Origin of the sequence: Labilithrix luteola, from assembly GCF_001263205.1 — a bacterium.
Classification (GTDB): Bacteria; Myxococcota_A; Polyangia; order Polyangiales; family Polyangiaceae; genus Labilithrix; species Labilithrix luteola.
The window spans coordinates 122,131-147,511 of sequence record NZ_CP012333.1; the positions used below are offsets into that span (position 1 = coordinate 122,131).

The window sequence follows — 25,381 nt, forward strand, 5'->3', positions numbered from 1 at the left end:
TTGGCAGGGGAAGATGTCGGTACGATCATTTCTCGCGACTGAACCAAAGGCGCTGTCTTCGGGCGCGCTCGCTCTGGCTGTCTCGCTGCTCCCGGCATGCGGGCGGAGCGGTGAGCACGCCGGCGCTCGAAAGGGCGAGCCGCTCCGCGTGGCCGCCGCAGCCGACCTCGCGATCGCGTTCGAAGAGGTCGGCAAGGCCTTCGAAGCGGAGTCCGGCAAGAAGGTCGAGTTCACCTTCGGTTCGAGCGGGCTGCTCGCCAAGCAAATCGAGCAAGGCGCGCCGTTCGACGTGTTCGCCGCGGCCAACGTCTCGTTCGTCGACGACGCTATCGAGAGCGGCGCATGCAACGGCGCGTCAAAGCAGCTCTACGCCGAAGGACGCATCGTCGTCTGGGCGAAGGACAAGAATGCGCTCCCCAAAGACGTGACGGAGCTCGCCAACCCCAAGTACAGCAAGATCGCCATCGCGAATCCCGAGCACGCGCCGTACGGCCGGGCGGCGCAGCAGGCGCTCGCGAAATCGGGGGCGTGGGCCAGCGTTCAAGGGCGCGCCGTGTACGGCGAGAACGTGCAGCAGACGTTGATGTTCGCGCAGTCGGGCAACGCCGACGTCGCCATCGTCGCTCTGTCGCTCGCCATGAACTCGGGCGGAAGTTGGGTCCCGGTCGATCCGAGCCTGCACGAGCCACTCAAACAGGCACTCGTCGTGTGCAAAGGCGGTCCGAAGGGCGCGAAGCCCGAGGATGCTCGCGCGTTCGCCGCGTTCGTGGCCTCCGATGCCGGCCGAGCCATCATGAAGAAGCACGGCTTCACGCTTCCGAGTCAGGGCGAGAGTACCGGGTCGCCCTGACCTCGTCGCGTCCTACGCACGGCGAATGCATGCGGGATCCGCATGAACGACCATCTTTACGTCAAGCCGTGGGCCGGCGGCTGGGCCGTTTACTCGGACTCCGGCAAGCGCGAGGTCGTCGAACCGTGGCGGACGCGCGCCGACGCCGTCATCCACGCCAAGGAGCTCGCTCGGAGCACGGGCCCCTCGCAGATCCTCGTCTACGACGAACAGGGCGAGCTCGACAGCGAGTTCTTCTACCAGGCCGACGAGCGCGAAGCGCTGGACCTCGACGATTCGGTGCCGTCGATCGCGGCATCGAAACCGGTCCGCCGTGGTCGCGCGGGGACCTGAGTCCATTCGTCGCGCGCGAGCGATGCGTTCGACGCGGTAGTGGCCTACGCTGTAGGTCGCGCCGTTGACGATGACCGTTGCTCTCGACCCGCTTTTGCTTTCTTTCGAGGTCGCATCCATCGCGACGGCGGTGGCGGCCGTCATCGGTATCGGCGTGGCGGCGATTCTCGCGAATCTGAAATTCCCGGGCCGCGATCTCGTCGACGTGATCTTCACGGCGCCCATGGTCATGCCGCCGACGGTGCTCGGGTACTACGTGCTCGTCGTTCTCGGTCGGCAAAGCATGCTCGGTCGGCTCTACGAGTCGCTGACCGGAAGCTCGATCGTCTTCACCCGCACGGGCGCCGTCGTGGCCGCCGTCATTGGTGCGCTCCCCCTCGTGGTGAAGAGCGTGCGCGCCTCGTTCGAGGACACCGATCCGACGCTGATGCTCGCCGCGCGAACGCTCGGCGCGCGCCCGCTGAGGGCGTTTCTGAGCGTGCAGCTTCCTCTCGCGACGCGAGGCATCGTCGCCGCGTTGATGCTCGCCTTCGCACGCTCGCTCGGCGACTTCGGCGTGACGTTGATGGTGGCGGGAGACATTCCCGGCCACACCCAGACCGCAGCACTGGCCATCTACGACGCCATTCAGGCACATCGCGAGAGCGACGCCGCGTGGATGGTGTTCATCCTGACCGCTCTCGTGGTCGTCCTCCTGTACGTCGTGGGAAAGCTCACGGCGCGGCGCGGAGCCGATTCATGAGCAGCGCGTCCCTCGACGTTCGCATCGGGCTCGCGACGAAGTCGTTCACGCTGGACGTGGCGTTCGAGGCACCTCCGGGCGTCACCGTTCTCTACGGCCCTTCAGGCGCGGGCAAGAGCCGAACGCTCGGCTGCATCGCCGGCATCGTGCGCCCCGATCGCGGTCGCGTCACGCTCGACGGCGAGATCTGGTTCGACCACGCCTCGCGCCGAGAAAAGCCGATTCACGAGCGACGCGTCGCCTACGTGTTCCAATCGCTGGCGCTCTTTCCTCATATGACGGGGGCCGAGAACGTCGCGTACGGGATGACGAGCGGCACCTCGAGCCAGAAGCAGGAGCGTGCCCAGGCCATGCTCGCTCGGATGCGCGTGCCCCACCTCGCAGCCCGCAAACCGAGGACATTCTCCGGCGGCGAAGCTCAGCGCGTGGCGCTCGCGCGCGCCTTCGCGATGAGTCCGCGGCTCCTCCTGCTGGACGAGCCATTCTCCGCGCTCGACGCCGGCGTCAAACGCGAGCTGCTCGACGAAGTCGCCACCTGGCTCGAGCGAGAGCGCATCCCCGCCATCCTGGTCACCCACCAGGCGGAGGAAGCGCGCGTGCTCGGCCATCGCGTCGTCCACCTCGAGCACGGTCGGGTCGTCCGCGAATCGAGCGTCGACGAAGCCGACTTCGCATCACGCGCCTGAGGTCCTCAGGGCCGGGCCTTGCTCACTTCGAGTCCGAGCTAGGAGCTCGGTGTGAGGCGAAGGCCGATGGGCAGGCCCTCGCCGAGAATCGCGACGCGCTCTTCGTCACCGATCTCCACGAGCTCGCGAACCGCCTGAATCCAAGCCGGTTTGGCCGAGATGGCGACCAGGCGCTTCTCGACCTCTCTGCGCAGCCGCTCATCGATGTCGCGCGTGCGGTCGCCCGTGACGCGCGAGAGCTGCACGGCGGCGTGAGGCATCGTCGAGATCGACTCCCACTTTTGACGAAGCATGCGCTCGAGCCACGTTGCGGCGTTCTTCGGAGGAATCACGTGGTGGACGCTCGCGTAGAGCGGAACGCGCGCGCCGATGCGCCCGATGGCCGACCAGAGGCGGGGATCGGAGTCGACCCACGTACGCTCCGACACCCAATCGCCGAGCGCCACGCGCTTCGCCACGGGGACACGCTCGAACGAAGCGAGCGTGGCGACGAGCTCATCGAGGGCCTCGGGCATGCGCTTCGGCTTCTTCAAACCGGCCTCGGGCGGAGCGATGGCGGCATCCATCGCGTCGCGGAAGCCAACCTGCATGGCCTCGGTCATGCCGCCGGCCATGCGACGCCAGGCGATGAAGAATTGCTGCCAGCCGCGCGCCTCTCCCGGGAATGCGAGGCGGCCATCGAAGAGCGGCCACGCGCGAGCGATGCGCGCCTCGTCGCCCGGATCGCCGAAGCCCGGACGCATGCAGAATCCGAAGAGCAGCCAGAAGTTGCGCTCGTGATGGGCGGAGCGACGTCGTGCGCCCGGATTCTCGAGCAGGCGATCGGCGAGCTCACGCGCGAGCTGCATGGTCCACGTGGCACGCTCTCCGAGAAGCCTCTCGAGCTCGCGCACGAGGTCCTTCGTCTCGCGCTCCTCGGCCTCGCCTTTGCGACCGAAGACGCGATCGACGAGACGCTCGACCTCGGCCTTCTTGGCCGGAGGAAGCGCCGACGTCGTGGTCTGGGGAGCAATCGAAGGCGGCGGCGGAGCCGATGCGGGCTTGGCTCCTTCGCGAAGCTGGAATTCGAGGCGATGGCGACGCCCCGAGCCGCTCCCGATCTCCGTGCAGGCGAGCGCAAGTTGGCCCGTGGCGAGGAGCTCGCCGCCGAGGTGCACCGGCACCGCTTGCTCCTTGCCCTCTTTCGGAATGCTCGTCACGACGGGAGGCAGGCGCTCGAAGGCATCGTCGTCGGGAATGGTGACGAGCGTGCCGGCTTCGTCGTTCGCGACGTCGGACGCGTACATGTCGAAACGCACGCTGCGTCCGACGAGGAGCTCGAAGGAACGACCCGCTTCGTGGTGCACCCCTTCCTTCGCACCGCGCGGAAGAATGCAGACCGCACGCAACGGCTCGTTCGACGCGCCCTGCTCCGAGGCCACCGCGACGTAATAGCCACGGGAAGCGCCGCTTTCGACGCGGTAGAGCATCCCGCGTCTCGCCAGTCCGTAACGAACGGCGCCGCGCGCGACGGCGAGGTCCGGATCGCGATTCGCGAGGAGCGCTGGGCGCTTGCCGCCTGCCCACGAGGCCATGGCGTCGAGAAGGGCCTCGACGATCGGCGCCGCATGGAACACGCCTCCGTTGAGGAGCACGGCATCGGGCGCGCCGTGCGGAATCGACGAAGCGTGCCTCGTGAGGAATTGCCGGACGTGTCGCGTGATGGCCGGATCGCGCTCGTACGGCAGACCGAAGGCGACGATGCCGCCGCGCGCCCGCGGAGCCATGGCGTCATCCGCGACGGGCGGGAAGAAGCCGCCCAGCACGATGGACTCGACCTCCTCCTTCGTCAGCGTGGTCGCGCGTGCACCGCCGACGAGCGAGCTACCTCGGCCAAGAACCACGACGCGCGCCTCGGTGGCCTGGCCCGCGAGAATGCGCTCCTTCGCGTCGCGACACGACAGAACGAGCTGGGCGAGCTCGCGCGGCTCGAGATGGTTCGGCGGAGCCACGATGCGCGACTCGGCGAGGTGCGCGAGCGCGAGATCCATGTTGTCGCCACCGAGCAGAATGTGGCGACCGACAGCCACGCGCCGGACGACGAAGTCTTCTTCGTCCTCCCCCGACGCGGGTGCGATGGTCATGAGCGAGAGGTCGGTGGTGCCGCCGCCCACGTCGCAGACGAGGACCGTGCGCTCGCCGTGCTTGGCAAGCTTGAGGACCGCGCGCTTGTCTTCGAGTGCGTCGTAGAAGGCGGCGGTGGGCTCCTCGAACAGCGTGGGCGAGAGCCCGACACCTTCGGCCGCGCGGAGGGTGAGCAAACGCGCGACCTCGTCGAACGAAGCCGGAAGCGTGAGCACCACGTCTTGCTCGGCGAGCGGCGCCTTCGGATGCGCCGCGTCCCACGCTTCTTTGACCTGCGCGAGAATGCGCGTGCTCGCTTCGACGGGCGAGATACGCGGAGACTCGTCGTCGTCACGCGTGCCCCACGGCAGGATGGGGGCGAGGCGATCGACGGCGGTATGCGAGAGCCAGCTCTTCGCCGACGACACGAAACGGCCGGTGATTTCGGCTCCGCGGCGTCGCGCGAATTCGCCCACGACCCAGGTGGGATCGCCCGAGATCTCCGAGGGAAGCGGCGCGTAGAGCGCCGACGCCAGCAGCGACCGCGCTTCGCTCGCGTTCGCCGCGGTGAGCTGCGGGATGGGGAAGATCTTGGGGCGCGGCGGCGTCGCGCGGGCAACGAGCTCGGAATACGCAACGACGGTGTGCGTGGTCCCGAGATCGATGCCTACGACGAATTGCGCGCCCATCGGATGTTGCGACCTCTACGCAGCTCTACGAAGACCGCACGCTGAGCTCGACCTTCCAACGTTCGTCGGTGGTCTTCGGATCGAGCGGCACAGCCTCGAGGAGCAGCGTGCCGACCTCGGTGATCGAGGAGCGGAGCTTGACGGGGACCACGTCGCCTTCGGCCCGACCTTCCGCGGGCAAATCGACCTGGATTTGCGGAAGTTCGTCGAGCTCGTCGCTCTTCCAGCGCTCGAGCGCGACACCGACCGAGTCCTTGCGACGCACGCTCGAGCCGAAGAAGCGGAAGTTGACCTTCTCGCCAACGACCACGCCGAGCTCGCCACCGGGCACCTCCGCGCTGGTGCCTTCTTCCATGCCGAAGGGCGCCACGCAGAGCGCGGTGATCGGCGGCGGGAGGCCCGGCACGGCAGGCACTGCGCCTTCGATTCCGACGTAGTACGCGCGGGCCGTACCGCCACGGATACGGACGCCGCGGCCATGGCGCGACAAGCCGTAGGCCGCAGCGCCGCGAGCCACCGCGAGATCGAGGTCGTTGCCCTCGAGCATCTTGAGCGGAGCGCCCTCGTCTTCGCCGAGCCACGCGTTGACGCACGACGTGAGGCGCTCGCGAAGCACGCCGCTCTTCATGACGCCGCCGTTGAAGAGGATGCGCGTGGGGTGCAGCATCTTCGTCTTCCTCGCGCTGCTGACGCCCGCCTTCTCGAGCGCATCGACGTGGCGGGCGAGGAGCGAGGCGAGGTGCTTGGTCACCGCCGGATCCTGCGCGTACGGCAGGCCGAGCGTGGTGAGGGCGGCGCGCGCACGAACGGCGGGCCGCGCCGCGCTCTCGACGACGGGGAAGAAGCCGTCGACGATCGCGTTCGCCACTTCCTCGCGCGTGACCTCGGCGCGAAGCGTGGAGCCGACGAGCTTGCTGCCCTTGCCGGCGATGGCGATCGGCGCGCTCGCAGCGCCGCTGTCGGCAAGCAAGCGCTCTTTCGCGCCGCGTGCCGCGTGCTGCAGCGAGATCTTCTGCCAGCGATCGAGCTCGAGGGTTCGCCCCCCCGCTTCGGCCTCGGCGATCATCTTGTGCTCGACGACGTACGCGAGCAGCATGTCCATGTTGTCGCCGCCGAGCAGGATGTGATCGCCGACGGCCACGCGCTCGAGAACGAGCTCGCCCTCTTTCTCGAGCGCTGCGATCACCGAGAAGTCGGTGGTGCCGCCGCCAACGTCGACGACGAGCACGATGTCACCGACGGCAACGTCTTTGCGCCATCCGTCACCCTTGGACGAAAGCCAGGAGTAGAAGGCGGCCTGCGGCTCCTCGAGGAGCGTCAGATCTTCGAGGCCCGCTGCGAAGGCCGCTTCGGTCGTGAGCTCGCGCGCGGACGCATCGAACGACGCGGGCACGGTGAGCACGACGCTCTGCTTGCCGAGGGCGAGCTCGGGATCGCCCTTCGCGACCACGTGATTCCAGGCCTCGACGAGGTGCTCGAGATAGCGCCACGACGCTTCGACGGGGCTGATGCGCTCCACGTCTTCGGGGGCGCCGGACGGCAAGATCGCCCCGCGACGATCGACCGAGGGATGACCAAGCCAGCTCTTGGCGCTCGCGATGACGCGCGCGGGAGCATCGACGCCTCGCGCACGAGCGTGCTCGCCGACGGCGTACTTCCGCTCCGCATCCCAGGGGAGCGCCTGCGCCCCTTCGCTCTCGTGGGCGATGTAGAAGAACGACGGCAGGAGCTCGCGCGGCTCGACCGACCCCTGCGCGACGAGCTGCGGGATGGCGAGCATCTGGATGGCGGGCGGCGGCGCCGAGGGATCCGTGGGAATCTCGGCGTAGGCGAGCGCGGTGTGCGTGGTTCCGAGGTCGATGCCGACCACGTAGCGGGGCGAACTCACAGCTCCACCTCCGCCTGCGCGACGATCCGCACGTCGTGAGCGCCCACCGCAGTGGGCAAGGAGACCGACGCGACGCGCCATCCGCGATGACGGAGGGTCCCCGTGTAGGGCCCCTTGCCTTGCACGTTGCCGGTCAGCTTCACCGCTTCGGCATCGAAGCCCTCGGGGAGGGTGACGCGCACCCCCTCTTCTTCCGACCGCACGGCCTCGAGCTTCACGTGCTCGCGAAGCGCCTTGCGGCAGCCGGCATGAACCACACGCGCGGCGGCGCCGATGTCGGCGTCAGGAAAGCTCGCGACGTCCTCCTCCAGGAAGTCGACGAGCCGGCCCTCACGCTGCAAAAGCGCGAGGAGCTGGAGAGCGGCGTCCGTCTTCGGCGGCTCGGGGATGGGCTTGGGCTCGGGCTTCGGGAGCACCTTCGGCTCCGGCGTAGCGGGGAGCTCCGGCGTGCGTTCTGGCCCCTGTGTGGCGGCAGGCAGAGCCTTGCCTGCCTGGAGTTGGGCGGCGTAGACGCCGTCGAAAAGCACCCGGAAGAAGCACACCCAGGCGAACCAGAGCCTGGTGAAAAAGGGCAGAGAAGGGTCGGACACGGGGCGGCACTCTAGCGCAAAGACACCCCCAGGAATCCCCTTCTAGGTTGCCCGAAGGGCCTTCCTTCGCTAGAGGCTTAAAGGCGTAGACCATGGCGCAAAAGAGGATTCACCTCATCGTGCGCGGGCGCGTGCAGGGCGTGTACTTTCGTGCCGCAACCCAGCGTGAAGCCCGACGGCTAGGAATCACGGGTTGGGTGCGGAACCGCCCCGATGGCAGCATCGAGCTCGTCGCCGAGGGCGATGAAGATGCGGTCAAGGAGCTCTCGAGCTGGGCCAACCACGGTCCGTCGGCGGCCCGCGTCGACAGCGTCGACGTTCGTTGGCGCGGCTACACGGGCGAATTTCCCGAGTTCCAGATCGTCGAATAGGCGACTCGGCGCGGGCGTTCTGGTCTCAGCACGCATGAATCGGAAGAGAATCGCGCCGTTCCTCCTGGCCTTCCTGACGGTCACCGTCGCGAGCCCTTCCCTCGTCTCGGTCGCGCACGCCGAGACCTCCAAAACGTCCGGCCCGCAAGCCACCGCCGAGCCGGAGGGCATGAGCTCTACCGAGCTCGACAAGCTCGTCGCCCCCCTCCTGGGGGATGACGCCGCGGCGCGACGGGCGGCGGCAAAGCGCATCGGCGAGCTCGGTCCCGAGGCCGTTCCGGCGATCGGCAAAGCCCTCGCCGAGCTTCGGAAGACGCCGAGCGCAGGGGTTCGCGCCGCCGTGAAGGCTGCGCGCGAGCGGGCCGGCAAGGGTGAAGGCGATGTCTGCGATGCCCTTCTCGACCTGCCTCGGGGCGAAGATGCCCAGGCGGAGAAGGCGGCCCTCACGACCGCCGCCTTCGTCCGAGCGCTTGCCCACCTGGGCACGACGCCCGCCGTCCGCCAGCTCGTGAAGATCGCCGGCGACCACAACGGGGCGTTCCGTCCCGAGGTCACCCGTCAGGTCAAAGCCCTCGGCGATCGCGCCGTGCCTGCCCTCCTCGAAACGAAGAAGGGGGCCACGCCCGACGTTCGGCAGTGGGCGTACACGCAGCTCGAAGGCATGGGCAAGCGCATCGCAGGCGACGCCGTCCAGACGAAGGACAACCAGGTCCTCGCCGACGTCCTTCGCGCCTTCGGCATCATCCGCGAGCTCGACAGCATACCCGTTGTCCTCTCGTTCGTGAACGCGGACCGCGAGAAGATCCGCGCCACGGCACGCGAGACGATCGGCATGTTCGGCCAAGACGCGATCTGGAAGCTTCGCGAGGCGTACGAGAACGTGAGCGGAAAGCCCGCACCCGACGGTTGGTCCGCCGCCGACGTCTCGCGCGAGCTCTTCGCCGCCTACGATCGACTGCGCCTGCAGGAAGTCTATGGGCTGCTCGACCAAGGTCTCGCCCAAGAGAAGCAGGGCAAGCTCGACGAGGCCGTCGCGGCATTCGATCGCGTACTCGCGCGCACGCCGATGATCGATCGGCGCGCGGAGATGGTCTCGGCGTACGTCGCGCACGCGCAGGCCCACGAAGACGACGATGCGGTGGGCGCCACGTCCACGTTGCGCAAAGCGCTTCGCCTGGCTCCCGACGGACCTCGTGCCTCGCAGATCAACGCGGACCTCGCCTACCTCGAGGGCATGCAGCTCCTCGCGCGCGGCATCAAAGATACCGAAGCGTTCAAGCGAGCGCTCTCGCTCGATCCTGGCCACGCCAAAGCGCGCGTCGAGCTCGACCGTCTCGAGACGGTGCATGCCGATCGCGAAGATCGGACGCGCCTCTTCGGAGCGGCCGGCGCGTTGTTCCTTGCAACGGTTCTCGGACTCGTCCTTCTGACCGGACGACGCGCCCCGCGTTCTGCGCGCGCACGCTGATCGGCTCGCACTTCGCCGCGCCGTCTGCCGCACCGGCCTCCAATGTGCGAAGCCCGCGTACGAAGCCCGCGCACTCCCTCATTCGGGTGTCGCCCATTCGGACGCTTGGTTGGCGCACCGCGCCTCTCTATGCTGGCCGTCCTTCTGGAGGCGAGTCATGGGAGACGCGAACGTTTTGCCGGGAGTCGCAGCACGCATCGTCCAGCACATCGAGGGCTTTCGCTTCCGCGAAGCACTCGCCGCACTCGACGATCCTCGTGACGGCGGTGCGCTCGCCGCGCCATTGGCCGGCCTCCTTCGAGCTCGCGCGCTCGCGGGCATCGAGAAGTGGCACGCCTCCTATCAGATCCTCGGCGAGGTCCGAGGCATGCGCGATCTCGGCACGCTCGAACGCGTCGAGGCGCAGGTGCGAACCGCACGCGTGCTTCGCTTCGCCTCGCCGCTCGTCGACTACGCGCTCGACATTGCGCTCGCGGCGGCCCGTAGCGGCGTTCGTGCGGGTGGCGCGGGCATCGCGCTCGCCGTCGACGCTCACCTCGAAGCGGCGCTTCTCTTCGGGCGCAAACGCTGCAAGAACCTCGCACAGGAGCAGCTCGAAGCCGCCGCAAAGCTCGGCGAGAACGCTTCGTGGGTGCATTCGGCACGCGCCGACCTGGCCATCACGTTCGACGAACGCGTCGCCGCGAAGGAAGCGCTCGATGCACTGGTCGCCACGCTGCCGTCGATCACGAGCGAGAGCGAGCGCGTCACCGCAGAGCGCTATGCCTGGCTCGGCAACGCTCGCCTCTACACGATTCTGGGCGAGTTCGATTCGGCCGCCGCGGAGATCGGCAAGCTCGCGTCGCGCCCCGCGGGCGACGTCGCCGTTCCCCGTTCGCAGTGGCGCCTCTACGCCGCGCAGGGCAAGTGGAACGAAGTCGCGGAAGCGCTGACTCGGATTCTCGAGGCCGTGCCCGACGGCGACTCTTCACGCGGCTTGATGCTCGAGCGAGCAGCCGCGTTCTATCGCGCCGGCGATATCGGAGGCGCGCGCGAGGCTTGGACGAAGATCGCGGCGAGCGGCAACGGCGATCCCGCATCGCGTACGGCGGCTCGCAACCTCGAAAAGTCAGCCAACGAGGGCGCGAAGCGCACGCGGCTCGTCGCGTTCCCGTCGGTCACGCAGCTCCGCAATCACTGCGGTCCGGCATCGGTCGAGCTCTGTTTGCGCTTCTTCGGCACGTCGGCCGATCAAGTGAGCGTGGCGCGCGAGATCAAGCACCCCGACGGCGGCACCCCCGTGCACCGTATGCGCGCGTACATGGATGCCGCGGGCTTCGTCACACGACGCATCGAGGCCGATCTCGATCGGTTGAGGAAGATCCTCGACGCCGGCGTGCCGGTGATCCTCGAGGAGGACTACTCGACCACGCGTCACGTCGCGGTCGCCATCGGGTACGACGACCGCCGCGAGATCCTCGAAGTGCAGGATCCGATGACCCACGAGATCCGCGAGACGCCCTACGAAGAGCTCCCGAAGCTCCGCGAGTTCTCGAACCACGGCGCGCTCGTGGCCGTACCGAAGGATCGCGCCGATCTCCTCGCCAAGCTCGACGAGGCCGGGGCCGTCGAATGCGTCTACATCACGACGACCGACAAGGCGTGGGAGGCCTTCGATCAGAATCGCTACGAAGACGCCGACCGCCTCGCCAGCGAAGCCATCGAGCTCCACGAGCCCTACGAGCTCGCGTGGGTGCTCCGCTTCGTGAGGGCTCGCGAGCAGTTCGAGGCGGAGAGGTCTGACGAGAACAAGAGCCGCCTGATCGGCATCCTCGACGCCATCACGCATCTCTGGCCCGACGACGAGTGGCCGCAGCAGTTCCTCGGCCGCGTGTACGCACTCGAAGACCGAGCGAGCGATGCCCTCGCCGCCTTCGAACGCGCCCGCGATCGCGATCCGGACGACGCGAACAACTGGTGCTCGATCGGCGATCAGCACCTCGCGCTCGGCGATCAGCAGGCTGCACGAAAGGCCTTCGAAGAAGCCCTGCAGCGCGACCCGGGCCATGTCCGGTCGAACGAGAACCTGGCCAACGTTGCCTTCGAGCTCGGTGACGTATCGCTCGCGGCGCTCCTCAATTCGTGCGCGCGCGAGCTCTCGGAAGACAATCCGTACAACCACTACGTCCACGCGCGTATCCTCGGAAAGCGCGGCGAGGTGAATGGCGCACTCAAGGCCTACGAGCGCGCCATCGAGCTTCGCCCCGAGTCGAAGGGCTATGCGGTCGAGCGCGCGAAGCTCCTCGCGCGCCGCGGCGACGTCGACGAAGCTCTCGCATCGATCGAAAAGCGCCTCGAGGCCGAGCCGAACGACGGCTACCTGCTCACGAACCTCGCGGACCTCGCGTACGACAACGGCCGCTACGAGCGGTGCCTCGCCGCTTGTGCAAAGCTCCGCGAAGTCGATCCGAACTCGCCCACGCCCGAGGCCATCGGCGGCGCGGCGCTCGCCAAGCTGGGCAAGCTCGACGAGGGCCTCACGTCGCTTCGAGCCGCACTTCGAAAGCGCCCGGTCTACGGTTGGGTGCACCGCGAGATCGGTCGAATCTTCGCGCTCGCCGGCCGCCACGAAGACGCGATTCCGGCGTTCGCGGCCGCGGCAGGTCTCTCGAACAGCCCCGAGATGATCTTCGCACTGGCCGACGCGCTCACGAACGGCGGTCATGCGGGCGAAGCCGCCTTCTATGCGCGCCGCTCGGTGCAATCGCTTCAGCTCGACGAGGACCAGGTTCTCCGTGCCGCGGAGATCCTCGCGGCTGGTGACGGCGTCGGCAGCGCGCACGGGTTTCTCGGCAACGTCGGCGAAGAGAACCCGCGCGACATGGCCGTGGCTTGCGCGCACGCGCGGTTCCTGCTCGAAAAGCATTGGTTCCCGGGCGCAGCCAGCAAGGTCATCTCGCGTCTCTCGGAGCTGGCGCCCGAGGATCCGCTCGTGCTCGCCCAGGCCGCCGATCAGCTGATGGACGCCTCGATGAAAGACGAGCCGCAAGGCGAAGCCATCTTCCTGCGAGCCATCGAGGCGGCGCCCAAGCTCGTGGCGCCTCGACGGCTCTATGCACGACAGCTCAACGAGCGCGGCCGGTACGTCGAAGCGCTCGGTGTTCTCGAACCGCTCGCCGCCGACATCGAGACCACCACCGACCGCGTCAACGCGCTGCTCGGCCTGCGTCGCGACGACGAAGCCCAAAAGCTCATCGATGGCTTCGCCGAATCCCTCCCCGAGGAGGATCGCGGAGAGCGCAAGCCTCTCGACTTCACCTTCGCGAAGGTCAATCAGCGCTGGGAAGACGCCCTCGTGCTCGCCACCGAGATCGGAGAGAGCGAAGGCGAGCTCGAAGACGACGGCGAGCTCGGCAAGTGGGAGAAGGAGCGCTTCGACTGCCTCGTCGCGCTCGGCCGCAGCGAAGAGGCGTACGAGTTCGGCGTCGCGCAGTGTGCCGACGCCGAGGACAAGGGCTTGCTCGCCTACAAGGCGATGGCCCGCGACGACCACGCGCTCGGTGCGCGCCTCGGTCAGGAGTCGTTCGAGGAAGACGAGAACGAGGACTACGCGTTGCAGGTTCTCGCGTGGCTCGCCGATCTCGAGGGCGACGTGCCGCGCGCCAAGGCGCTCTGGCTGCAGATGCGCGAGCACACCGATTGGCACATCCACGACGAGAACCTCGGTCGACTCGCGATTGCTGCGGGTGAGCTCGAGGAGGCGAAGGAGTTCGCCGAGCGCGCCGTTGCCGCAGGCCACGCCTGTCCGACGGCGCTCCACCTGCGCGCGACGGTTCGCCTCCTCGGAGGAGACCGCGAAGGCGCGAAATCCGACGCCCTCCGTGCGCGAGGCGCCTGGCCCGTCGCACGCCGTGGTGCGGACGAGCACATCGCCGCGATGCTCATCGCCCTCGAGGAGCCGGAGAAGAAAGACGAGGCGCGAAAGCTCTACGAGCGGTACTTGGAACGCGAAAAGCTGTCGCCTTCCGACCGTCAGTTCCACGCTCGGCTGCGCGCAGCGCTCGGCGTGTAATCGCCACCTCCGACTTTCCGCGCGTCACGCTTGCGGCACGGCCAAAAGCCGACCATGCTGCGCCGCATCATGAATCCGATTCGCGTCGGCATCGATGCTCTTGGTCTTGCTTTTCCGCGAGCTTACGTCGCGCTCGAAGACGTTGCTCGTGCGCGGGGAGTCCCCGAGACGAAGTACACCGAAGGGCTCGGCACCGTCGCCATGTCGGTGCCCGAGCCCGACGAGGACACCGTCACACTCGCGGTCGAGGCCGCCGCGGACGCGCTCGAGCGCGCGGACGTCGAGCCGTCCGAGATCGGCCTTTGCATCGTGGGCACCGAGACGGCCGTCGACCACTCCAAGCCCGTGGCCTCGTTCCTCCAGGGCCTGCTCGGTCTTCCTTCGACCTGCCGCATCTTCGAAGCCAAGCACGCGTGCTACGGCGGCACGGCCGGTCTGATGACGGCGCTCGACTGGATCGCCTCGGGACGCGCGCGCGGTCGCAAGGCGCTCGTCGTCTGCTCCGACATCGCGCGCTACGGCCTCAACACGCCGGGTGAGCCCACGCAGGGCGCCGGCAGTGTGGCGCTCGTCGTTTCCGAAAACCCGCGCGTGCTCTCGATCGACACGGCGACGATCGGCACGAGCTCGCAGCACGTCTTCGACTTCTGGCGTCCGCTCGAATCCAAAGACGCCTTCGTCGACGGGCACTACTCCGTCACCTGCTACCTCGAGGCGCTGCGCGGGGCCCATGCCGAACACGTGCGGCTGGGCGGTCGCACGCCCGGCGACGATCTCGCGGCGACGCTCTATCACGTGCCGTATCCCAAGATGGCGAAGAAGGCCCACGCGCTCGTTCGTGAGCTCGCCGGTGACGGCGCGCCGGATCAGTCGTTTGCACGCCTCGTGGCGCCGAGCCTCGTGCTCCCGTCGCGCATCGGCAACATCTACACGGGCTCGCTCTACCTCGCGCTCGCGAGCCTCCTCGCCTGCTCGGAACGCCCCATCCACGGGCAAGACGTCACGCTCTTCAGCTACGGCAGCGGCTGCTGTGCAGAGCTCTTCCGGGGCACCATCACGCCGGGCGCACAGGCCGCGTACAGCTCGCTGCGTGCTCGCGTCGACGCACGGAGGCGCCTCACGGTGCCCGAGTACGAAGCCTTGTTCCGCGCGCGCGACGAGGTCCGCGAGCTCGACGCTCTGCCGCTAGGCATGATCCAGGATCTGCGCAGCGTTCGACTCAAAGGCGTGCAGGGCGGCCGTCGCATCTACGCCTGAGCGCGCTGCTACGGTGGGGTCATGCCTTCCTCGACCCCGCTCCGCATCACGGTCGCGCTCGCTCCCGACAGCAACGACGGCGCCACCCTCCGCGAGGCGCTCGTTCCGTTCGGTCCGCGCGTGTCGCTCTCGTTTTCGAGCGAGCTCGGAGCGGAGATCGAAGACGCCGAAGTGATCGTCGCGCAGTCGCTCTCGGACGAGCAGGTAGCGCGGGCGAAGCGCCTTCGTTGGTTCGCCTCGTGGGCCGCGGGCGTCGACAAGTCCGCGCGCCCCGGCCTGCTCGAGCGCAAGATCCTCCTCACGAACGCGAGCGGCGTCCACGGCCCGAACATCGCCGAGCACGTCATGGCGATGATGCTGATGTTCACGCGCGGCATGCACCTGTTCGTGCGCGCGCAGCTCGAGAAGACCTGGGATCGGCCCCCGGGTGACCGCTCCGGCAACGCAAGCGAGCTCTCGGGTCAAACGCTCGCCATCGTGGGCCTCGGGCGCATCGGCGAAGCTCTCGCCGAGCGCACGCGCCCGTTCGGCATGCACGTCATCGGTCTGAAGCGAGATCCGAAATCACGGCACGACGAGCGCGTTGGCGTCGACGAGGTCGTGGGCCTCTCCGAGCTCGATTCGGTGCTCGCACGCGCGCACCACGTCTGCATTCTCGTCCCGCTCACCCGAGATACGTACCACCTCTTCGACGAAGCGCGGCTCTCGCGCATGCGTTCGGATGCCTACCTCTACAACGTGGCGCGCGGACCAATCGTCGACGAGACCGCCCTGGCAAAGGTTCTCGCCGAAGGCAGAATCGGCGGCGCGGGTCTCGACGTGTTCGAAGAAGAGCCGCTCCCCAAGGCGAGCGCCTTGTGGGGCATGAAGAACGTGATCCTCACGCCCCACGTTGCCGGCTTCACGCCCTGGTACTTTTCGCGATTCGCCCCGATCTTCACGGCGAACGTCACGCGCTATCTCGCCGGCGAGCAGCTCGAGAACCTCTTCGATCCGTCGCGCGGCTACTGACTCCGCCTACGGCGTTGCCCACCCCGTGAGCCCAGCCACCACGGGCGCGAGCTCTCGGGCGATGCGCTCGTGGAAGGCCGGGTTGCCATGTCCTTCGCAGCCGGTGACCTCGCTGGGCGCCGACGCGGAGGGCAGATACACGGAGATCCGCGCGTCGCCTCCTTGCTTCTGCGCTTCGACCGCGGCGGTCACGCCGGCGACCACGCTGTCCCGAACGGGATTGGGGCCACCATCGACGATGTCCGGTCCGACGATGCAGAGAATCTGCGCATCGGGGTAGAGCTTCCTCAGCGTCTGCGTGAACGCCAGATAGCCCGCCGTGAAGTCGCCGATGGAGGCCGGACCGTCGTCGACCGGCTCTCCCTCGGCGAAGTCGAGTCCACCGATTCCGAGGATGACCGCGCTGGGCGAATACGACGTGAAGTCGAATTCGGCCTTCGGATCGTTCGGATTGCTGAGTGGGAATATGCGAGGCATCGTCTGCGGGTCCGGGCGCCACGCATTCTTCGTGACCCCCTTGCCCGAGAAGGCGGTTCCGTAGACGTCGGCGCCGAACGTGTCGCCAAGGAGCGCGCCGAACGTCTTGTGGAAGTTCTCCCAGCGGGCCGCCTCGTTCGCACCCGGACAGCTCGGACCTGCGCCCTCGACGCCGAACCCCGCCAGCATCGAATCGCCGATCATCTCGATGGATCGCGTTCGTTTGGGCGGCGGAGAAAGCAAATGCCCGCCATCACCGAACGTGAAGCCATTGAAGATGGTCACACCGTTGTCGGCTTCGCTTCGCTTGTACAGCTCGACGCTGTGCGACCCAGGCCCAAGTCCCGTCGCGAGCGTCAGCGTCTGCGCACCACTCGCGAGGGTGAGCTTGGGCTGCCATGCCCCATCGATGGCGTAATCCCATTCGCTGGGCCCATTCGTCATCCACGCCTCGGTGTTCTCCGTTAGCGACACCGATACGGTGCTCCCTTCGAAGTTCGCCAGAATGCGAGCCCCTGGCCACGCCGCTCGCGGCGAATCGGGAATCCGCGTGTCGAAACGCCCGACGAAGCGAACCGACGGAGGCTCCGGCGACGTCGCGGGCCCGCCGTTCGGCCCCGTATTCGAAGGCGGAGCCGACGAACCATCGACCTGCCGCGCCCCACCACCGTCCGCGGGAGGAGCCTGATCGGCGGCCCCCTGCCCTGCCGAACAACCACACACGACGACGAGCGAGGCCGCCGCGAGCGACGCCCCACGTATGAGCCTTTGCATTGTTTCCTCGTTGTCCTCGAACGGTCAGCGAATCCCAATCAGGGAGTCTTCGGTTTCGTCGAATCGATGAGTTGCCAGGCCGCTTGTTCCGACGGCTCCCACAACTTGTGGGGATAGCCGGGGAGATGGCACCAGATCACCGGCTGCTTGCATCCCGGATAGGTGACGCAAGGTCCGGGGTCGACGGGAATGGGAGTGCCGGTCGTGTCGCAACCATTGGCCATCGCCCAATGCTGCTCGGATTCGACTCCGGCGCCGAAGCCGACGGTCTGATCGGCATCACCATGGATGACGATGGCGGCGGGCGCTGCGGTCGGACACTCGAGGTAGTCGTTCGCGCCGTAGAGCCTGGGGTCGGGCGAGCTCGGGCCACCGCCAGAGTTCGCAAAGATCCCTCGAAAGATGTTTCCACGGAAACAGCCGAGCGTATTGACGAAGAAGGCGCCGCGGCTGATGCCCCACGCGAAGATGCGGCTCGTGTCGACGCAGAAGCGTTTCTCCATGTCGGTGACGATGGCGTCGACCAGGGCCACGTGGGTATTGACCCCGACGGCGGAGCTCGTATCCCAAGTTGCGCCGGGCCCGTTCGGATAAACGAAGATGGCATTTCCGCCGGCCTCCCATTCGAGAGACAGCCAACTCCGAATCTCGGCGCCCGACATGCCGTCCCCGTGGAACACGAACACGAGCGGAAAGCGGGTATGGCCATCGTACTTGTCGGCCACGTAGAGCTCGTACGAATAGCTGAGCCCGGCAAAACTGAGATATTGCGTTCCAGCGAATCCCGTTCCGTTGGACGGCAGGTCGCACGTTTCGACCGCGTTCTGCAAGCTCGACGATCCGCCGGTCGCACCACCCTTCGGCGGTGCGTTTTCAGACACCGTGTCACCGCCACTCGGAGGCGTGCTCGGAGCCGGCGACGGATTGGAAGGGCCGGTGGCCGGAGGAGCGGGCGTCTGTCCCGCGGGCGGCGGCGGAGTCGGTTCAGGGGCGGACGCCCCCCCGCTCTCGCAAGCGGCGAACGACGCGACGATGGCGCCTACGACGAGAAGTCTTGGCAACAGCATGCCGCGCACTGGTTTCGAATCGCGTGCCAGACTCGAGCGTCGCATTCTCCGTGCGACGACGTCAGCGCCTGGCCACGCGATTCGCATCCCTCCCGCGGCTGCCGCGAACCTACGCCTATCCCTCAGCGGCAAGAGGAATCATTGCAGTGGGTCTGCGAGATACGGGAACGTCGTCCCGTTCGTCTTCGCTGCGACCGCACCGACCTGGTCGCCCAGGCCATTGAGTCCCGTCCCCGACGTGACCGAATACATGAAGTCGATGACGTCGTACGGCATCGTGCGGCCGCCGCAGTCCGTATTCGCCAGGGTCTGCGTCGCGGCCAGTTCGACGGCCATGTATTGAGAGCACGTGCTCGAGCTCGTGTTCACCCAAAGGCGGTCGTCGGCGAGCATGCTCGCGAGTGGCGCGTAGCGACTAGCGCCTTCGATCTGGAGGTTTGCGAGCACTTGATTGCCGCAATCGCCCCCGTTCACGCCCTTGTCGAGGGCGTCGAAGACCGCAAGGTTCTTTTCGATCTCCGCGCGATTCGAATCCACCCACTTGGTCGGGTCTTGCTGAGCGTTGTACGCGTCGCGTGCCGCGCCCACGCTCGCGTCCTGATCGTCGAACGGGGCGATGAGCAGCGTGGTTATGGCGGGCCGACCCACGCGATCGATCTGCGTGCCGAGGTTCGGCGGCAGCGGCGGGCCTGCATCGACCGGTCCCGTATCGGCTGGGCCGGTGTCCCGCGCATCGAAGCCTGCGTCTTCCGGGCCCCCCGTGCTCTCGTTGCTCGAACACGCGGCGAACGAGAGGAGCCCCACCGCTGCCGCGAACGCGATGCTCGTCAAAGCAATGCGCTTCATTGGTCGCCCCCCGTCTGCGTCTGCGCCTTGTTGGTGCTGGCCCATGCCGACACGAACGGGCCCCCGAAGGTGACCATCGACTTGTCGATGTTCACGACGATCGCGAGCGTGTTCAGGTTCTTGTACGTGTCGACGGCGGGCGCCCCCGCACTGGTCATGAGCGTGGTCCGCAGCGATCCCGCGGCGCCGAAGTCGAGCCACGGGCAACCGGATGGGTCGGTTTGGAAGTTGTCCTTCGAAACCGCATACGCCTCGGACGCGGACTGGAACCCCACGAGGTTGAAGAAGAAGGGGTCCGCGCGGAGCCCTGCGAAGACTCGGAACTTGCCGTCCGCGGACGCAAGCCCCTCTTTCGTGCTCGCATCGCCGGTGACGTAGACGGCGAGCCCCACCCAGCAGGAGATCTTCTGCGCCGCGTCGAACGTGCAGACAATGTCGACGTTCGAGGTCGTCTGGCCGAATGCCGCTCCACTCGACGTGTGGAACACGTACTGGACGTCGGCGGCGAACTTGGCCTCGGTCGTTGCGGCCGGGAAGACGGTCATCGCGAGAGCGAGGTTGCTCCCGTCGACCCACGTATAGAGATTGCCGAGATCTGCCGCGGGAACGGCCGTCGTCTTCGGCCCGTCGCCGAAGTCATCGGAGCGAGCGACCGAGGCGCGCCCCAGCACCGCGAGTGTCGCGACGAGCCCCACGCCCGCCAGTACTTTGCCACCTCTCATCGCGTCTGCCTTTCTTCGTGGCGGCTCGAGGAGGTTTGGGCGCTGGCCACCTCACCCCTCGCGCACACGTACGACGATGCACGAGCCGAACCGGAGCCGTCGTGCGGTAGGGCGGCTCTCGGCGAGGTTGTCCGCGGCCTTCGGGCGCGCGTCGCGGTGGTGCTCGCGCGGCCATTCGCTAAGATTCCGCAGCCAGATTGGAACGAGACGAATCGAACGAGAACGAGGCGCGCGGCAACGCGGGCGACGTGCGCGCCGAGCACTGGCTCGACGAGCGGCGGCTCCGGACGTATCCGAAGGTCGTCGTCGGGCTGCTGGTGGTCAGCACGCTCGCTTTGCTTTCGACGATGCGCGGGATGGTCGACCGGGGCGGCGAGCCGCTCGGCTACGACTTCGTCACGTTCTGGGCCGCGTCGTTCATGGCTCTGAAGGGCCGAGCTGCCGAGGCCTATGACCTACGGGCAATCTTCGAGGCCGAGAAGACGGCGGTGCCCGCGCTGAGAGCGACGTTCGCTTGGTTCTATCCGCCGACGTTCCACCTCGTCGTCTTGCCCCTCGCCCTTCTGCCCTATCTCGCATCGTATCTCGCGTTCGTCGTCGCCACGCTCGCAGGCTACGTCGCGGTGTTTCGGAGAATCGTCCGTAATCGCGAGGCGATGTGGTGCTTGGCGGCGTTTCCAGGCATTTGGATCGACGCCCTGCATGGCCAAAATGCGTTTCTCACCTCCGCGCTGATCGGTGCGGCGCTCCTGAACCTCCGCTCGCGGCCAATCCTCGCAGGTGTCTGGATTGGCCTCCTCGCCGTGAAACCGCACCTCGCTCTGGTGTTTCCCGTCGTTCTGATCGCCACCCGGGCGTGGCGCACACTGGCCACGGCGGCCGTCGTCGCCACGCTGTTCCTCGCGCTCGGAACGGCCGTCCTCGGGAGCAACGCGCTGTTCGCCTTCGTCCACGGCCTCTCCTTCGCACGAAGCGCGGTGGAGAACGGCGTCTTGCCGTGGGACAAGATGCCAACGGTCTTCGCCATGGTCCGCCTCTGCGGCGCGCCCGTCGCCCTCGCCTGGGCCGCGCATGCACTCGTGGCCTGCGGGGCCATTCATGCAGTTTACAAAGTTTGGCGACGCACCGATTCGCTCGCCATCCGAGGCGCGGCATTCACGGTGACCACGCTCCTCGTGAGTCCGTATCTTTTCGATTACGACCTCACGCTGCTCGCGTTTCCCCTCGCCTGGATGAGCCTCACCGGGCAACGACTCGGTTGGAATCGCTTCGAACGCGAATGGCTCGTCGCCGCGTGGCTCTTGCCGCTCGCGACTCCCACCGTCGCGAGCGCGGTGGGAGCTCAAGTGGGCCCGCCGGTCCTCCTCGCCTTGCTGGCGATCGCGGTGCGCCAGAGTCGCGTGCACAGCGAGAGCCGAGACGCTCAGACGCTCTGAGACAGGGCCGTCTTCATCCGCGCACGCGCTTCGGAGACCGCGGGCGCGGTCATCGACCGACGATCGAGCTCGCGTTCGATACACTCGACGAAGAACGTCAAGTCGTCGACCCGGCGTTCGACGCTGGCAAGCGCGCGGTCCATCATAGTGGTCAAGCCGTCGGGGGCGATCGCTGTGAGCTCGCCGAAGTAGCGAATCGTCCCGTCCTCGACGCCGAACGCGTCGGCCGAGGTGTCGAGGCCCACGCCATACTGCATCGCATACGCGAGTCCATTCGCAACGGCCGCTCCGAAGGCCTCGAGCCGCCGGTGGCGCTCGGCATCGCCATCGGCCTGGTGCAGCCATTCACGGACGCTGGGCACCGCCGGCGCAATCGTCCAAAGCCAGCTCTTCTCCTCGTCGACCGGCTGGAGCACGAGCACCGTGTCGGGTGAGAGGAGCGGCCCGAGCTGCGTTCGTTCGCGAGCGGAGCGGACAATCCCTTGTCGTGCCGAATCGGCGTCTTCGAAGTACCAGCGACGCGACGTCCAGAGTCGGAATCCCTCGGCGTGGGTCTCGGCCGCTCCGTCGTCGTCGAGCGGGACAGAGGAGATCGCGGCGTGCGATACCGACCGCAGACAAGCGCGTCCGGTATGCGCCGGCCACACGTAGCCCGTCGGCACGTCGGTTCGCGGAAATGGCGCGGCATCGCCGTGGAGCGACGACAAGGGCGGCGGCGGCGGAACGATCGGCGAAACGTCCGTATCCTGTGAGGTGAGGAACTCGGCGGTGGCCTCCTCGAGAAACATCTCGGCGGCCCACTCCGGGTCGACTTCGAGCGCCTCGAGGCGCTGCAGGAGGGCGCGCGGGCCTTGCGGTCGGGCCACCGGAATGCGCAGCTCCTCGCGCTCGACCTTGGCTTGCACCGCACGCGCAATGGCTCGGACGGCGGCGACGAACGTGTCGACGACGCCGATACCGTCGCGAGCGATGGCCTCCACGCAAACGGTCCCGGGTCGACCGAGCTCATCGAGAATCGCCGGGCCGGTCAAGACGTCGATTTGATCTTGCTTGTTCGCCTGGACGACGATCAGCGGCGCCTCGTCTCTCTCGCGTGCGACCTCGTCGAGGACGGCAAGCCCGCTTCGCGCGTTGGCGACCGCGCTACGAGCGCTGTCGGTGACGTAGACGACGACGTCGGCGGTCGAGAGCAGGTGGCGGCGGCGCTCGGTGAGAACCACCTGGCCCGGAACGCTGATGACCTGACAGATCAGGGGGAATCCGCACACGACTCCGCCTTTGATCTGCATCCAATCGAAATAGAGCGTCCGACCTTCGATTTCCGCGGGCGATACGAGATCGCTCGTTCGCTGCGTTGCGAATAGGCCGGAGAGCTGGCGTAGGTTGGTCGTCTTTCCGGCCCCCGCCAATCCGTCGTAGACGATGCGGACGCACATCCGCTTCTCACGCAGATCGAACACCGCCATCGGTCCTCCTCGTTCGCGGGTCCGACTCGGCCGAGGCCCCACCTCCTCGACCGAGCATCGACTCGACGCGATCTACCTCGCCGAGCGTCGTCAGACGGTCAGCGGCTTGCTGTACTTGTTGACGACCGTACGAACGATCGCGATGTTCGACGAAGAACGGTCCGCCGCGAGGTAGATGAAGGTGCCGGGCGTGACGAGCTTGAGGAAGTGAATCTGATCACCGAGCGTGAGGATCATGTCCTCGAGGTGCGTGGTGAGATTCAGCGCCTTCATGATCTTCTGCTTCTGCTTGACGAGCTCGCTGTTGTAGGCGCTCGCGACGGCAAGGTCGAAGTCGTTGCGATTCGAGCGAACGGCGAGGGTCATTCCCGAATCGAGATCCACGAGAGACGCGGCGATGAAGCCGGGGATCTCCGAGTGGAATTTGTCGAGAATCTCGTTCATTTCTTTTTCATTGGCCATTCGAAATCTCCTTCGTCATTGCGCAACTCGGTTGCGCCCATTCAAGTGATCACCCATGAAGTGATCACGCATCCACACGAGGTCGGCCGGTCAGCCGAACCATCCCTTCTTGGGTTTCTTTAGTTCTTCGATGAGCTCGGTGAGGAGCGTCTCGACGCGCGCGGTCCGCTCGTCGACGCTGGCGGCCGTCTCCGTTCGAGCTGCGACCTCGCGCAAGACGGCGTCGAGCGACGCAATTCGACGCGTGACGTTCTCACGCAGCTCCCGCACGAGCTCCTCTTTGCTATCGGCCACCTTTCCGGCGAGCGTGATGGCCGGTGCCGATGCGCGCTCCACGACGGCACCGAGCGCCATCGTCTGCTGTTCCATCTCCTCGAGCTTCGTGGAGATCGCCGAGACGGCCTCCTTCGTGCTTGCCCGACGCGCCTCGGCGGTGAGCCCGTCGATCGCGCGACGAAGACCGGTGATCGAGGCGACGGATTCCCGGCTCGCGACGACGCTCGCGTCGACCGAGCGCACCACCTCGTCGCGCAAATCGGTGCTGATGGTCGCGAGGTCTTCGCGTGTGCAAGTGTGACGAGCCGCGCGAAGGAGCTCGTCGGAGTTCGTCACCATCTGGTGTCGGAAGACCTTGGCGCCGTCCTCGATCGCCTCGATGCGATCCCGCACCGATTCGATCTGCCTCTCGACCGACGCCGTCGAGCCTCCGCGTTCCATGAGGTCGATGCGCGCGGCCAGGGCCTGCACGCGGGCATCGAGACTGCTCTCGATGCGTGTCGTGAGCTCCTCGCCGAGGCGTCGAACGTGCTGCTCGACGGTCGTGTCGAGCACGCGACGAAGAGCCGAGAGAAGCGGGTTGCCCTCGCCGCGCGCGGCGTGAGGCACCGGTTGCGTTTCGCTTTCCGACACGTCCGATTGAGTCATCGCTTCCATCACGTCGTGAACCACCCGGTTGAAGGTCTCGTAGGCGCCGTCGCCAGGACTCGACGACGTCGCGGCATGTGGCCAAGCCGTGACCCCCAGCTCCGCCACGACGGCATCGGCGGTGACGAATTCCGACAGCTCGCTCTGCACGACGTGGAGGTGCACAGGCACCGTCCGATCGCCAAGCACGTCGCGGACGACCTGGACTGCCTGGCGGTTTTCGTCATGTGCGGAAGGGTCCACATCGATCACGACGACAACCGCGTCGGCATCCGACAGGAGCGGAGCAACGTTGGCGATCTCGGGTGCGCCCTCGTGGGCAACGAGCTTCACGATCAGCGGGTAGTCGTCGTCACCGCCGTTCTTTCGCGGGCGGAGGTCGAACGCGAACGCATCTGCACCGGCAAGGGCGGACGTCAGCCCACTACGCTTGCGCAGCTCGACAAGCGCGCTCCGTTTTCCGGACCGCTCGCCGCCGACATAGGCGACTTTTGCTTCGACGCGTCGTTCGCGGACGTTGAGGTACGCCATCGCTCGGTGCCGCCCGAGCAACCTGCGTACCAGCGAACATCCAGCGCGCGCTTCGCGTGCCGCGCGCGTGCCGGACACGAACGTTTCCGTCCGCGATCGGATCTCGGACACGGAGTGTTCGGATTTCGGACCGCGAGCATGGACTCGGTCGTCTCCGAACGAACACCGACGAGCACTCTCGCCGTTCTGCTTTTTGGCACGCGCACTGCACCCAGCGCGCAGTCCGCGCATGCATCGAACGCGATGACGAGCGCGAGGCCTCGGAGGAGACAGCCATGAACGCGAAAGACGCTCTCACGAAACTCAACCAGATCGACGGATTCATCGGAGCGGCGCTCGTCGACTCGGAAAGCGGCATGCTCCTCGGCCAGGAGGGTGGCGGTACGATCAATCTGGAAGTCGCCGCCGCAGGCAACACGGAAGTCGTCCGCGCGAAGCGCAAGGCGATGAACAGCCTCAATCTGAAGGACGGAATCGAGGACATGCTCATCACCCTCGGCCGCCAGTACCATCTCATTCGTCCGCTTCGCTCGCGCGGGACCATCTTCTTCTATCTCGCCCTCGATCGCTCGCGCGCGAACCTCGCGATGGCGCGCCTCACGCTCGCCGACGTCGAGAAGGATCTGCAGGTTTGACA

General features: G+C 67.1%; 21 protein-coding genes. 11 read left to right on the plus strand and 10 right to left on the minus strand.

Annotated elements, in window-relative coordinates; translation table 11 throughout:
• Positions 1-13: 13 nt before the first annotated feature.
• The 4 genes from modA (at position 14) to AKJ09_RS00670 (ending at position 2,611) form a co-directional block, all read left to right on the plus strand.
• Positions 14-850 carry a molybdate ABC transporter substrate-binding protein gene (gene modA, locus AKJ09_RS00655; protein ID WP_146645079.1) on the plus strand — a complete coding sequence of 279 codons (837 nt, stop codon included), beginning with the start codon at positions 14-16 and terminating at the stop codon, positions 848-850.
• A 42-nt stretch (positions 851-892) separates the two neighbouring features.
• Positions 893-1,183: a DUF2188 domain-containing protein gene (locus tag AKJ09_RS00660; RefSeq protein ID WP_146645081.1), complete on the plus strand. Its 291-nt coding sequence runs from the start codon at positions 893-895 to the stop codon at positions 1,181-1,183.
• Positions 1,184-1,253: 70 nt separating this feature from the next.
• Positions 1,254-1,925, plus strand: a complete 672-nt coding sequence (gene modB / locus AKJ09_RS00665; RefSeq protein ID WP_146645083.1) for a molybdate ABC transporter permease subunit — start codon at positions 1,254-1,256, stop codon at positions 1,923-1,925.
• Entirely contained in the window at positions 1,922-2,611 is a 690-nt protein-coding gene (locus AKJ09_RS00670) for an ATP-binding cassette domain-containing protein (RefSeq protein ID WP_146645085.1), read from the plus strand. Before modB ends, AKJ09_RS00670 begins: the two co-directional genes overlap by 4 nt.
• 38 nt (positions 2,612-2,649) lie before the next feature.
• Here the strand turns inward: AKJ09_RS00670 and AKJ09_RS00675 are convergent, their stop codons facing one another.
• Genes AKJ09_RS00675 through AKJ09_RS00685 form a run of 3 tightly spaced genes read right to left on the minus strand, consistent with a single transcriptional unit; the run spans position 2,650 to position 7,881 of the window.
• Positions 2,650-5,403, minus strand: coding sequence for a hsp70 family protein (locus AKJ09_RS00675; RefSeq protein WP_146645088.1), 2,754 nt, complete (start codon positions 5,401-5,403; stop codon positions 2,650-2,652).
• Positions 5,404-5,428: 25 nt separating this feature from the next.
• Positions 5,429-7,291, minus strand: coding sequence for an Hsp70 family protein (locus AKJ09_RS00680; RefSeq protein ID WP_240488365.1), 1,863 nt, complete (start codon positions 7,289-7,291; stop codon positions 5,429-5,431).
• Positions 7,288-7,881: a DUF2760 domain-containing protein gene (locus AKJ09_RS00685; RefSeq protein ID WP_146645092.1), complete on the minus strand. Its 594-nt coding sequence runs from the start codon at positions 7,879-7,881 to the stop codon at positions 7,288-7,290. The genes AKJ09_RS00680 and AKJ09_RS00685 overlap by 4 nt, the downstream gene beginning before the upstream one ends.
• Before the next feature lie 92 nt (positions 7,882-7,973).
• On the opposite strand from AKJ09_RS00685, the gene AKJ09_RS00690 reads away from it, so the two are divergent.
• The 5 genes from AKJ09_RS00690 to AKJ09_RS00710 all read left to right on the plus strand — a co-directional run bounded on the left by AKJ09_RS00690 (position 7,974) and on the right by AKJ09_RS00710 (position 16,039).
• Positions 7,974-8,252 (plus strand): acylphosphatase, encoded by a 279-nt coding sequence (locus AKJ09_RS00690; RefSeq protein WP_146645094.1) that lies wholly within the window; start codon positions 7,974-7,976, stop codon positions 8,250-8,252.
• Positions 8,253-8,286: 34 nt separating this feature from the next.
• The gene (locus AKJ09_RS00695) at positions 8,287-9,720 is read left to right on the plus strand and encodes a HEAT repeat domain-containing protein (RefSeq protein ID WP_169927140.1); all 1,434 of its coding nucleotides are present in this window, start codon (positions 8,287-8,289) and stop codon (positions 9,718-9,720) included.
• A 157-nt stretch (positions 9,721-9,877) separates the two neighbouring features.
• Complete coding sequence (locus tag AKJ09_RS00700) at positions 9,878-13,771, plus strand: tetratricopeptide repeat protein (protein WP_146645098.1); 3,894 nt, start codon at positions 9,878-9,880, stop codon at positions 13,769-13,771.
• 54 nt (positions 13,772-13,825) lie between these two features.
• Positions 13,826-15,028 carry a hydroxymethylglutaryl-CoA synthase family protein gene (locus AKJ09_RS00705; RefSeq protein WP_146645100.1) on the plus strand — a complete coding sequence of 401 codons (1,203 nt, stop codon included), beginning with the start codon at positions 13,826-13,828 and terminating at the stop codon, positions 15,026-15,028.
• Positions 15,029-15,049: 21 nt separating this feature from the next.
• Complete coding sequence (locus AKJ09_RS00710) at positions 15,050-16,039, plus strand: D-2-hydroxyacid dehydrogenase (protein ID WP_146645102.1); 990 nt, start codon at positions 15,050-15,052, stop codon at positions 16,037-16,039.
• A 6-nt stretch (positions 16,040-16,045) separates the two neighbouring features.
• Here AKJ09_RS00710 and AKJ09_RS00715 read toward each other — a convergent pair whose 3' ends face one another.
• The 4 genes from AKJ09_RS00715 to AKJ09_RS00730 form a co-directional block, all read right to left on the minus strand.
• Positions 16,046-17,290: a GDSL-type esterase/lipase family protein gene (locus tag AKJ09_RS00715; protein WP_146645104.1), complete on the minus strand. Its 1,245-nt coding sequence runs from the start codon at positions 17,288-17,290 to the stop codon at positions 16,046-16,048.
• A gap of 38 nt (positions 17,291-17,328) precedes the next feature.
• The gene (locus AKJ09_RS00720) at positions 17,329-18,357 is read right to left on the minus strand and encodes a CE1 family esterase (protein WP_146645105.1); all 1,029 of its coding nucleotides are present in this window, start codon (positions 18,355-18,357) and stop codon (positions 17,329-17,331) included.
• Positions 18,358-18,495: 138 nt separating this feature from the next.
• The gene (locus AKJ09_RS00725) at positions 18,496-19,203 is read right to left on the minus strand and encodes a DUF4331 family protein (protein WP_169927141.1); all 708 of its coding nucleotides are present in this window, start codon (positions 19,201-19,203) and stop codon (positions 18,496-18,498) included.
• A complete protein-coding gene (locus tag AKJ09_RS00730; protein ID WP_146645109.1) occupies positions 19,200-19,925 on the minus strand; it encodes a DUF4331 family protein in 726 nt (241 codons plus the stop codon). Before AKJ09_RS00730 ends, AKJ09_RS00725 begins: the two co-directional genes overlap by 4 nt.
• A 197-nt stretch (positions 19,926-20,122) precedes the next feature.
• Between AKJ09_RS00730 and AKJ09_RS00735 the strand changes: the two genes are divergently transcribed.
• On the plus strand, positions 20,123-21,361 hold the full coding sequence (locus AKJ09_RS00735; protein WP_146645112.1) for a glycosyltransferase family 87 protein: 1,239 nt from the start codon (positions 20,123-20,125) through the stop codon (positions 21,359-21,361).
• On the opposite strand, the gene AKJ09_RS00740 is transcribed toward AKJ09_RS00735, so the two are convergent.
• The 3 genes from AKJ09_RS00740 to AKJ09_RS00750 form a co-directional block, all read right to left on the minus strand.
• The gene (locus AKJ09_RS00740) at positions 21,349-22,827 is read right to left on the minus strand and encodes a GTP-binding protein (protein WP_146645114.1); all 1,479 of its coding nucleotides are present in this window, start codon (positions 22,825-22,827) and stop codon (positions 21,349-21,351) included. The two genes, AKJ09_RS00735 and AKJ09_RS00740, sit on opposite strands and share 13 nt — an antisense overlap.
• 90 nt (positions 22,828-22,917) lie before the next feature.
• Positions 22,918-23,271: a roadblock/LC7 domain-containing protein gene (locus AKJ09_RS00745; protein WP_205633558.1), complete on the minus strand. Its 354-nt coding sequence runs from the start codon at positions 23,269-23,271 to the stop codon at positions 22,918-22,920.
• Positions 23,272-23,379: 108 nt separating this feature from the next.
• A complete protein-coding gene (locus AKJ09_RS00750) occupies positions 23,380-24,744 on the minus strand; it encodes a coiled-coil domain-containing protein (RefSeq protein ID WP_146645118.1) in 1,365 nt (454 codons plus the stop codon).
• A gap of 275 nt (positions 24,745-25,019) precedes the next feature.
• Between AKJ09_RS00750 and AKJ09_RS00755 the strand changes: the two genes are divergently transcribed.
• Positions 25,020-25,379 carry a roadblock/LC7 domain-containing protein gene (locus AKJ09_RS00755; RefSeq protein WP_146645120.1) on the plus strand — a complete coding sequence of 120 codons (360 nt, stop codon included), beginning with the start codon at positions 25,020-25,022 and terminating at the stop codon, positions 25,377-25,379.
• Positions 25,380-25,381: the final 2 nt, after the last annotated feature.

Excerpts from the sequence above, each read along its gene's own strand:
- AKJ09_RS00660 (WP_146645081.1), top strand. The coding sequence starts at position 893 with ATGAACGACCATCTTTACGTCAAGCCGTGGGCCGGCGGCTGGGCCGTT.
- AKJ09_RS00705 (WP_146645100.1), top strand. The coding sequence starts at position 13,826 with ATGCTGCGCCGCATCATGAATCCGATTCGCGTCGGCATCGATGCTCTT.
- AKJ09_RS00690 (WP_146645094.1), top strand. The coding sequence starts at position 7,974 with ATGGCGCAAAAGAGGATTCACCTCATCGTGCGCGGGCGCGTGCAGGGC.
- AKJ09_RS00725 (WP_169927141.1), bottom strand. The coding sequence starts at position 19,203 with ATGAAGCGCATTGCTTTGACGAGCATCGCGTTCGCGGCAGCGGTGGGG.
- AKJ09_RS00730 (WP_146645109.1), bottom strand. The coding sequence starts at position 19,925 with ATGAGAGGTGGCAAAGTACTGGCGGGCGTGGGGCTCGTCGCGACACTC.
- AKJ09_RS00700 (WP_146645098.1), top strand. The coding sequence starts at position 9,878 with ATGGGAGACGCGAACGTTTTGCCGGGAGTCGCAGCACGCATCGTCCAG.
- AKJ09_RS00670 (WP_146645085.1), top strand. The coding sequence starts at position 1,922 with ATGAGCAGCGCGTCCCTCGACGTTCGCATCGGGCTCGCGACGAAGTCG.
- AKJ09_RS00695 (WP_169927140.1), top strand. The coding sequence starts at position 8,287 with ATGAATCGGAAGAGAATCGCGCCGTTCCTCCTGGCCTTCCTGACGGTC.
- AKJ09_RS00715 (WP_146645104.1), bottom strand. The coding sequence starts at position 17,290 with ATGCAAAGGCTCATACGTGGGGCGTCGCTCGCGGCGGCCTCGCTCGTC.
- AKJ09_RS00720 (WP_146645105.1), bottom strand. The coding sequence starts at position 18,357 with ATGCTGTTGCCAAGACTTCTCGTCGTAGGCGCCATCGTCGCGTCGTTC.
- modA (WP_146645079.1), top strand. The coding sequence starts at position 14 with ATGTCGGTACGATCATTTCTCGCGACTGAACCAAAGGCGCTGTCTTCG.
- AKJ09_RS00710 (WP_146645102.1), top strand. The coding sequence starts at position 15,050 with ATGCCTTCCTCGACCCCGCTCCGCATCACGGTCGCGCTCGCTCCCGAC.
- AKJ09_RS00675 (WP_146645088.1), bottom strand. The coding sequence starts at position 5,403 with ATGGGCGCGCAATTCGTCGTAGGCATCGATCTCGGGACCACGCACACC.
- AKJ09_RS00740 (WP_146645114.1), bottom strand. The coding sequence starts at position 22,827 with ATGGCGGTGTTCGATCTGCGTGAGAAGCGGATGTGCGTCCGCATCGTC.
- AKJ09_RS00750 (WP_146645118.1), bottom strand. The coding sequence starts at position 24,744 with ATGGCGTACCTCAACGTCCGCGAACGACGCGTCGAAGCAAAAGTCGCC.
- AKJ09_RS00755 (WP_146645120.1), top strand. The coding sequence starts at position 25,020 with ATGAACGCGAAAGACGCTCTCACGAAACTCAACCAGATCGACGGATTC.
- modB (WP_146645083.1), top strand. The coding sequence starts at position 1,254 with ATGACCGTTGCTCTCGACCCGCTTTTGCTTTCTTTCGAGGTCGCATCC.
- AKJ09_RS00745 (WP_205633558.1), bottom strand. The coding sequence starts at position 23,271 with ATGAACGAGATTCTCGACAAATTCCACTCGGAGATCCCCGGCTTCATC.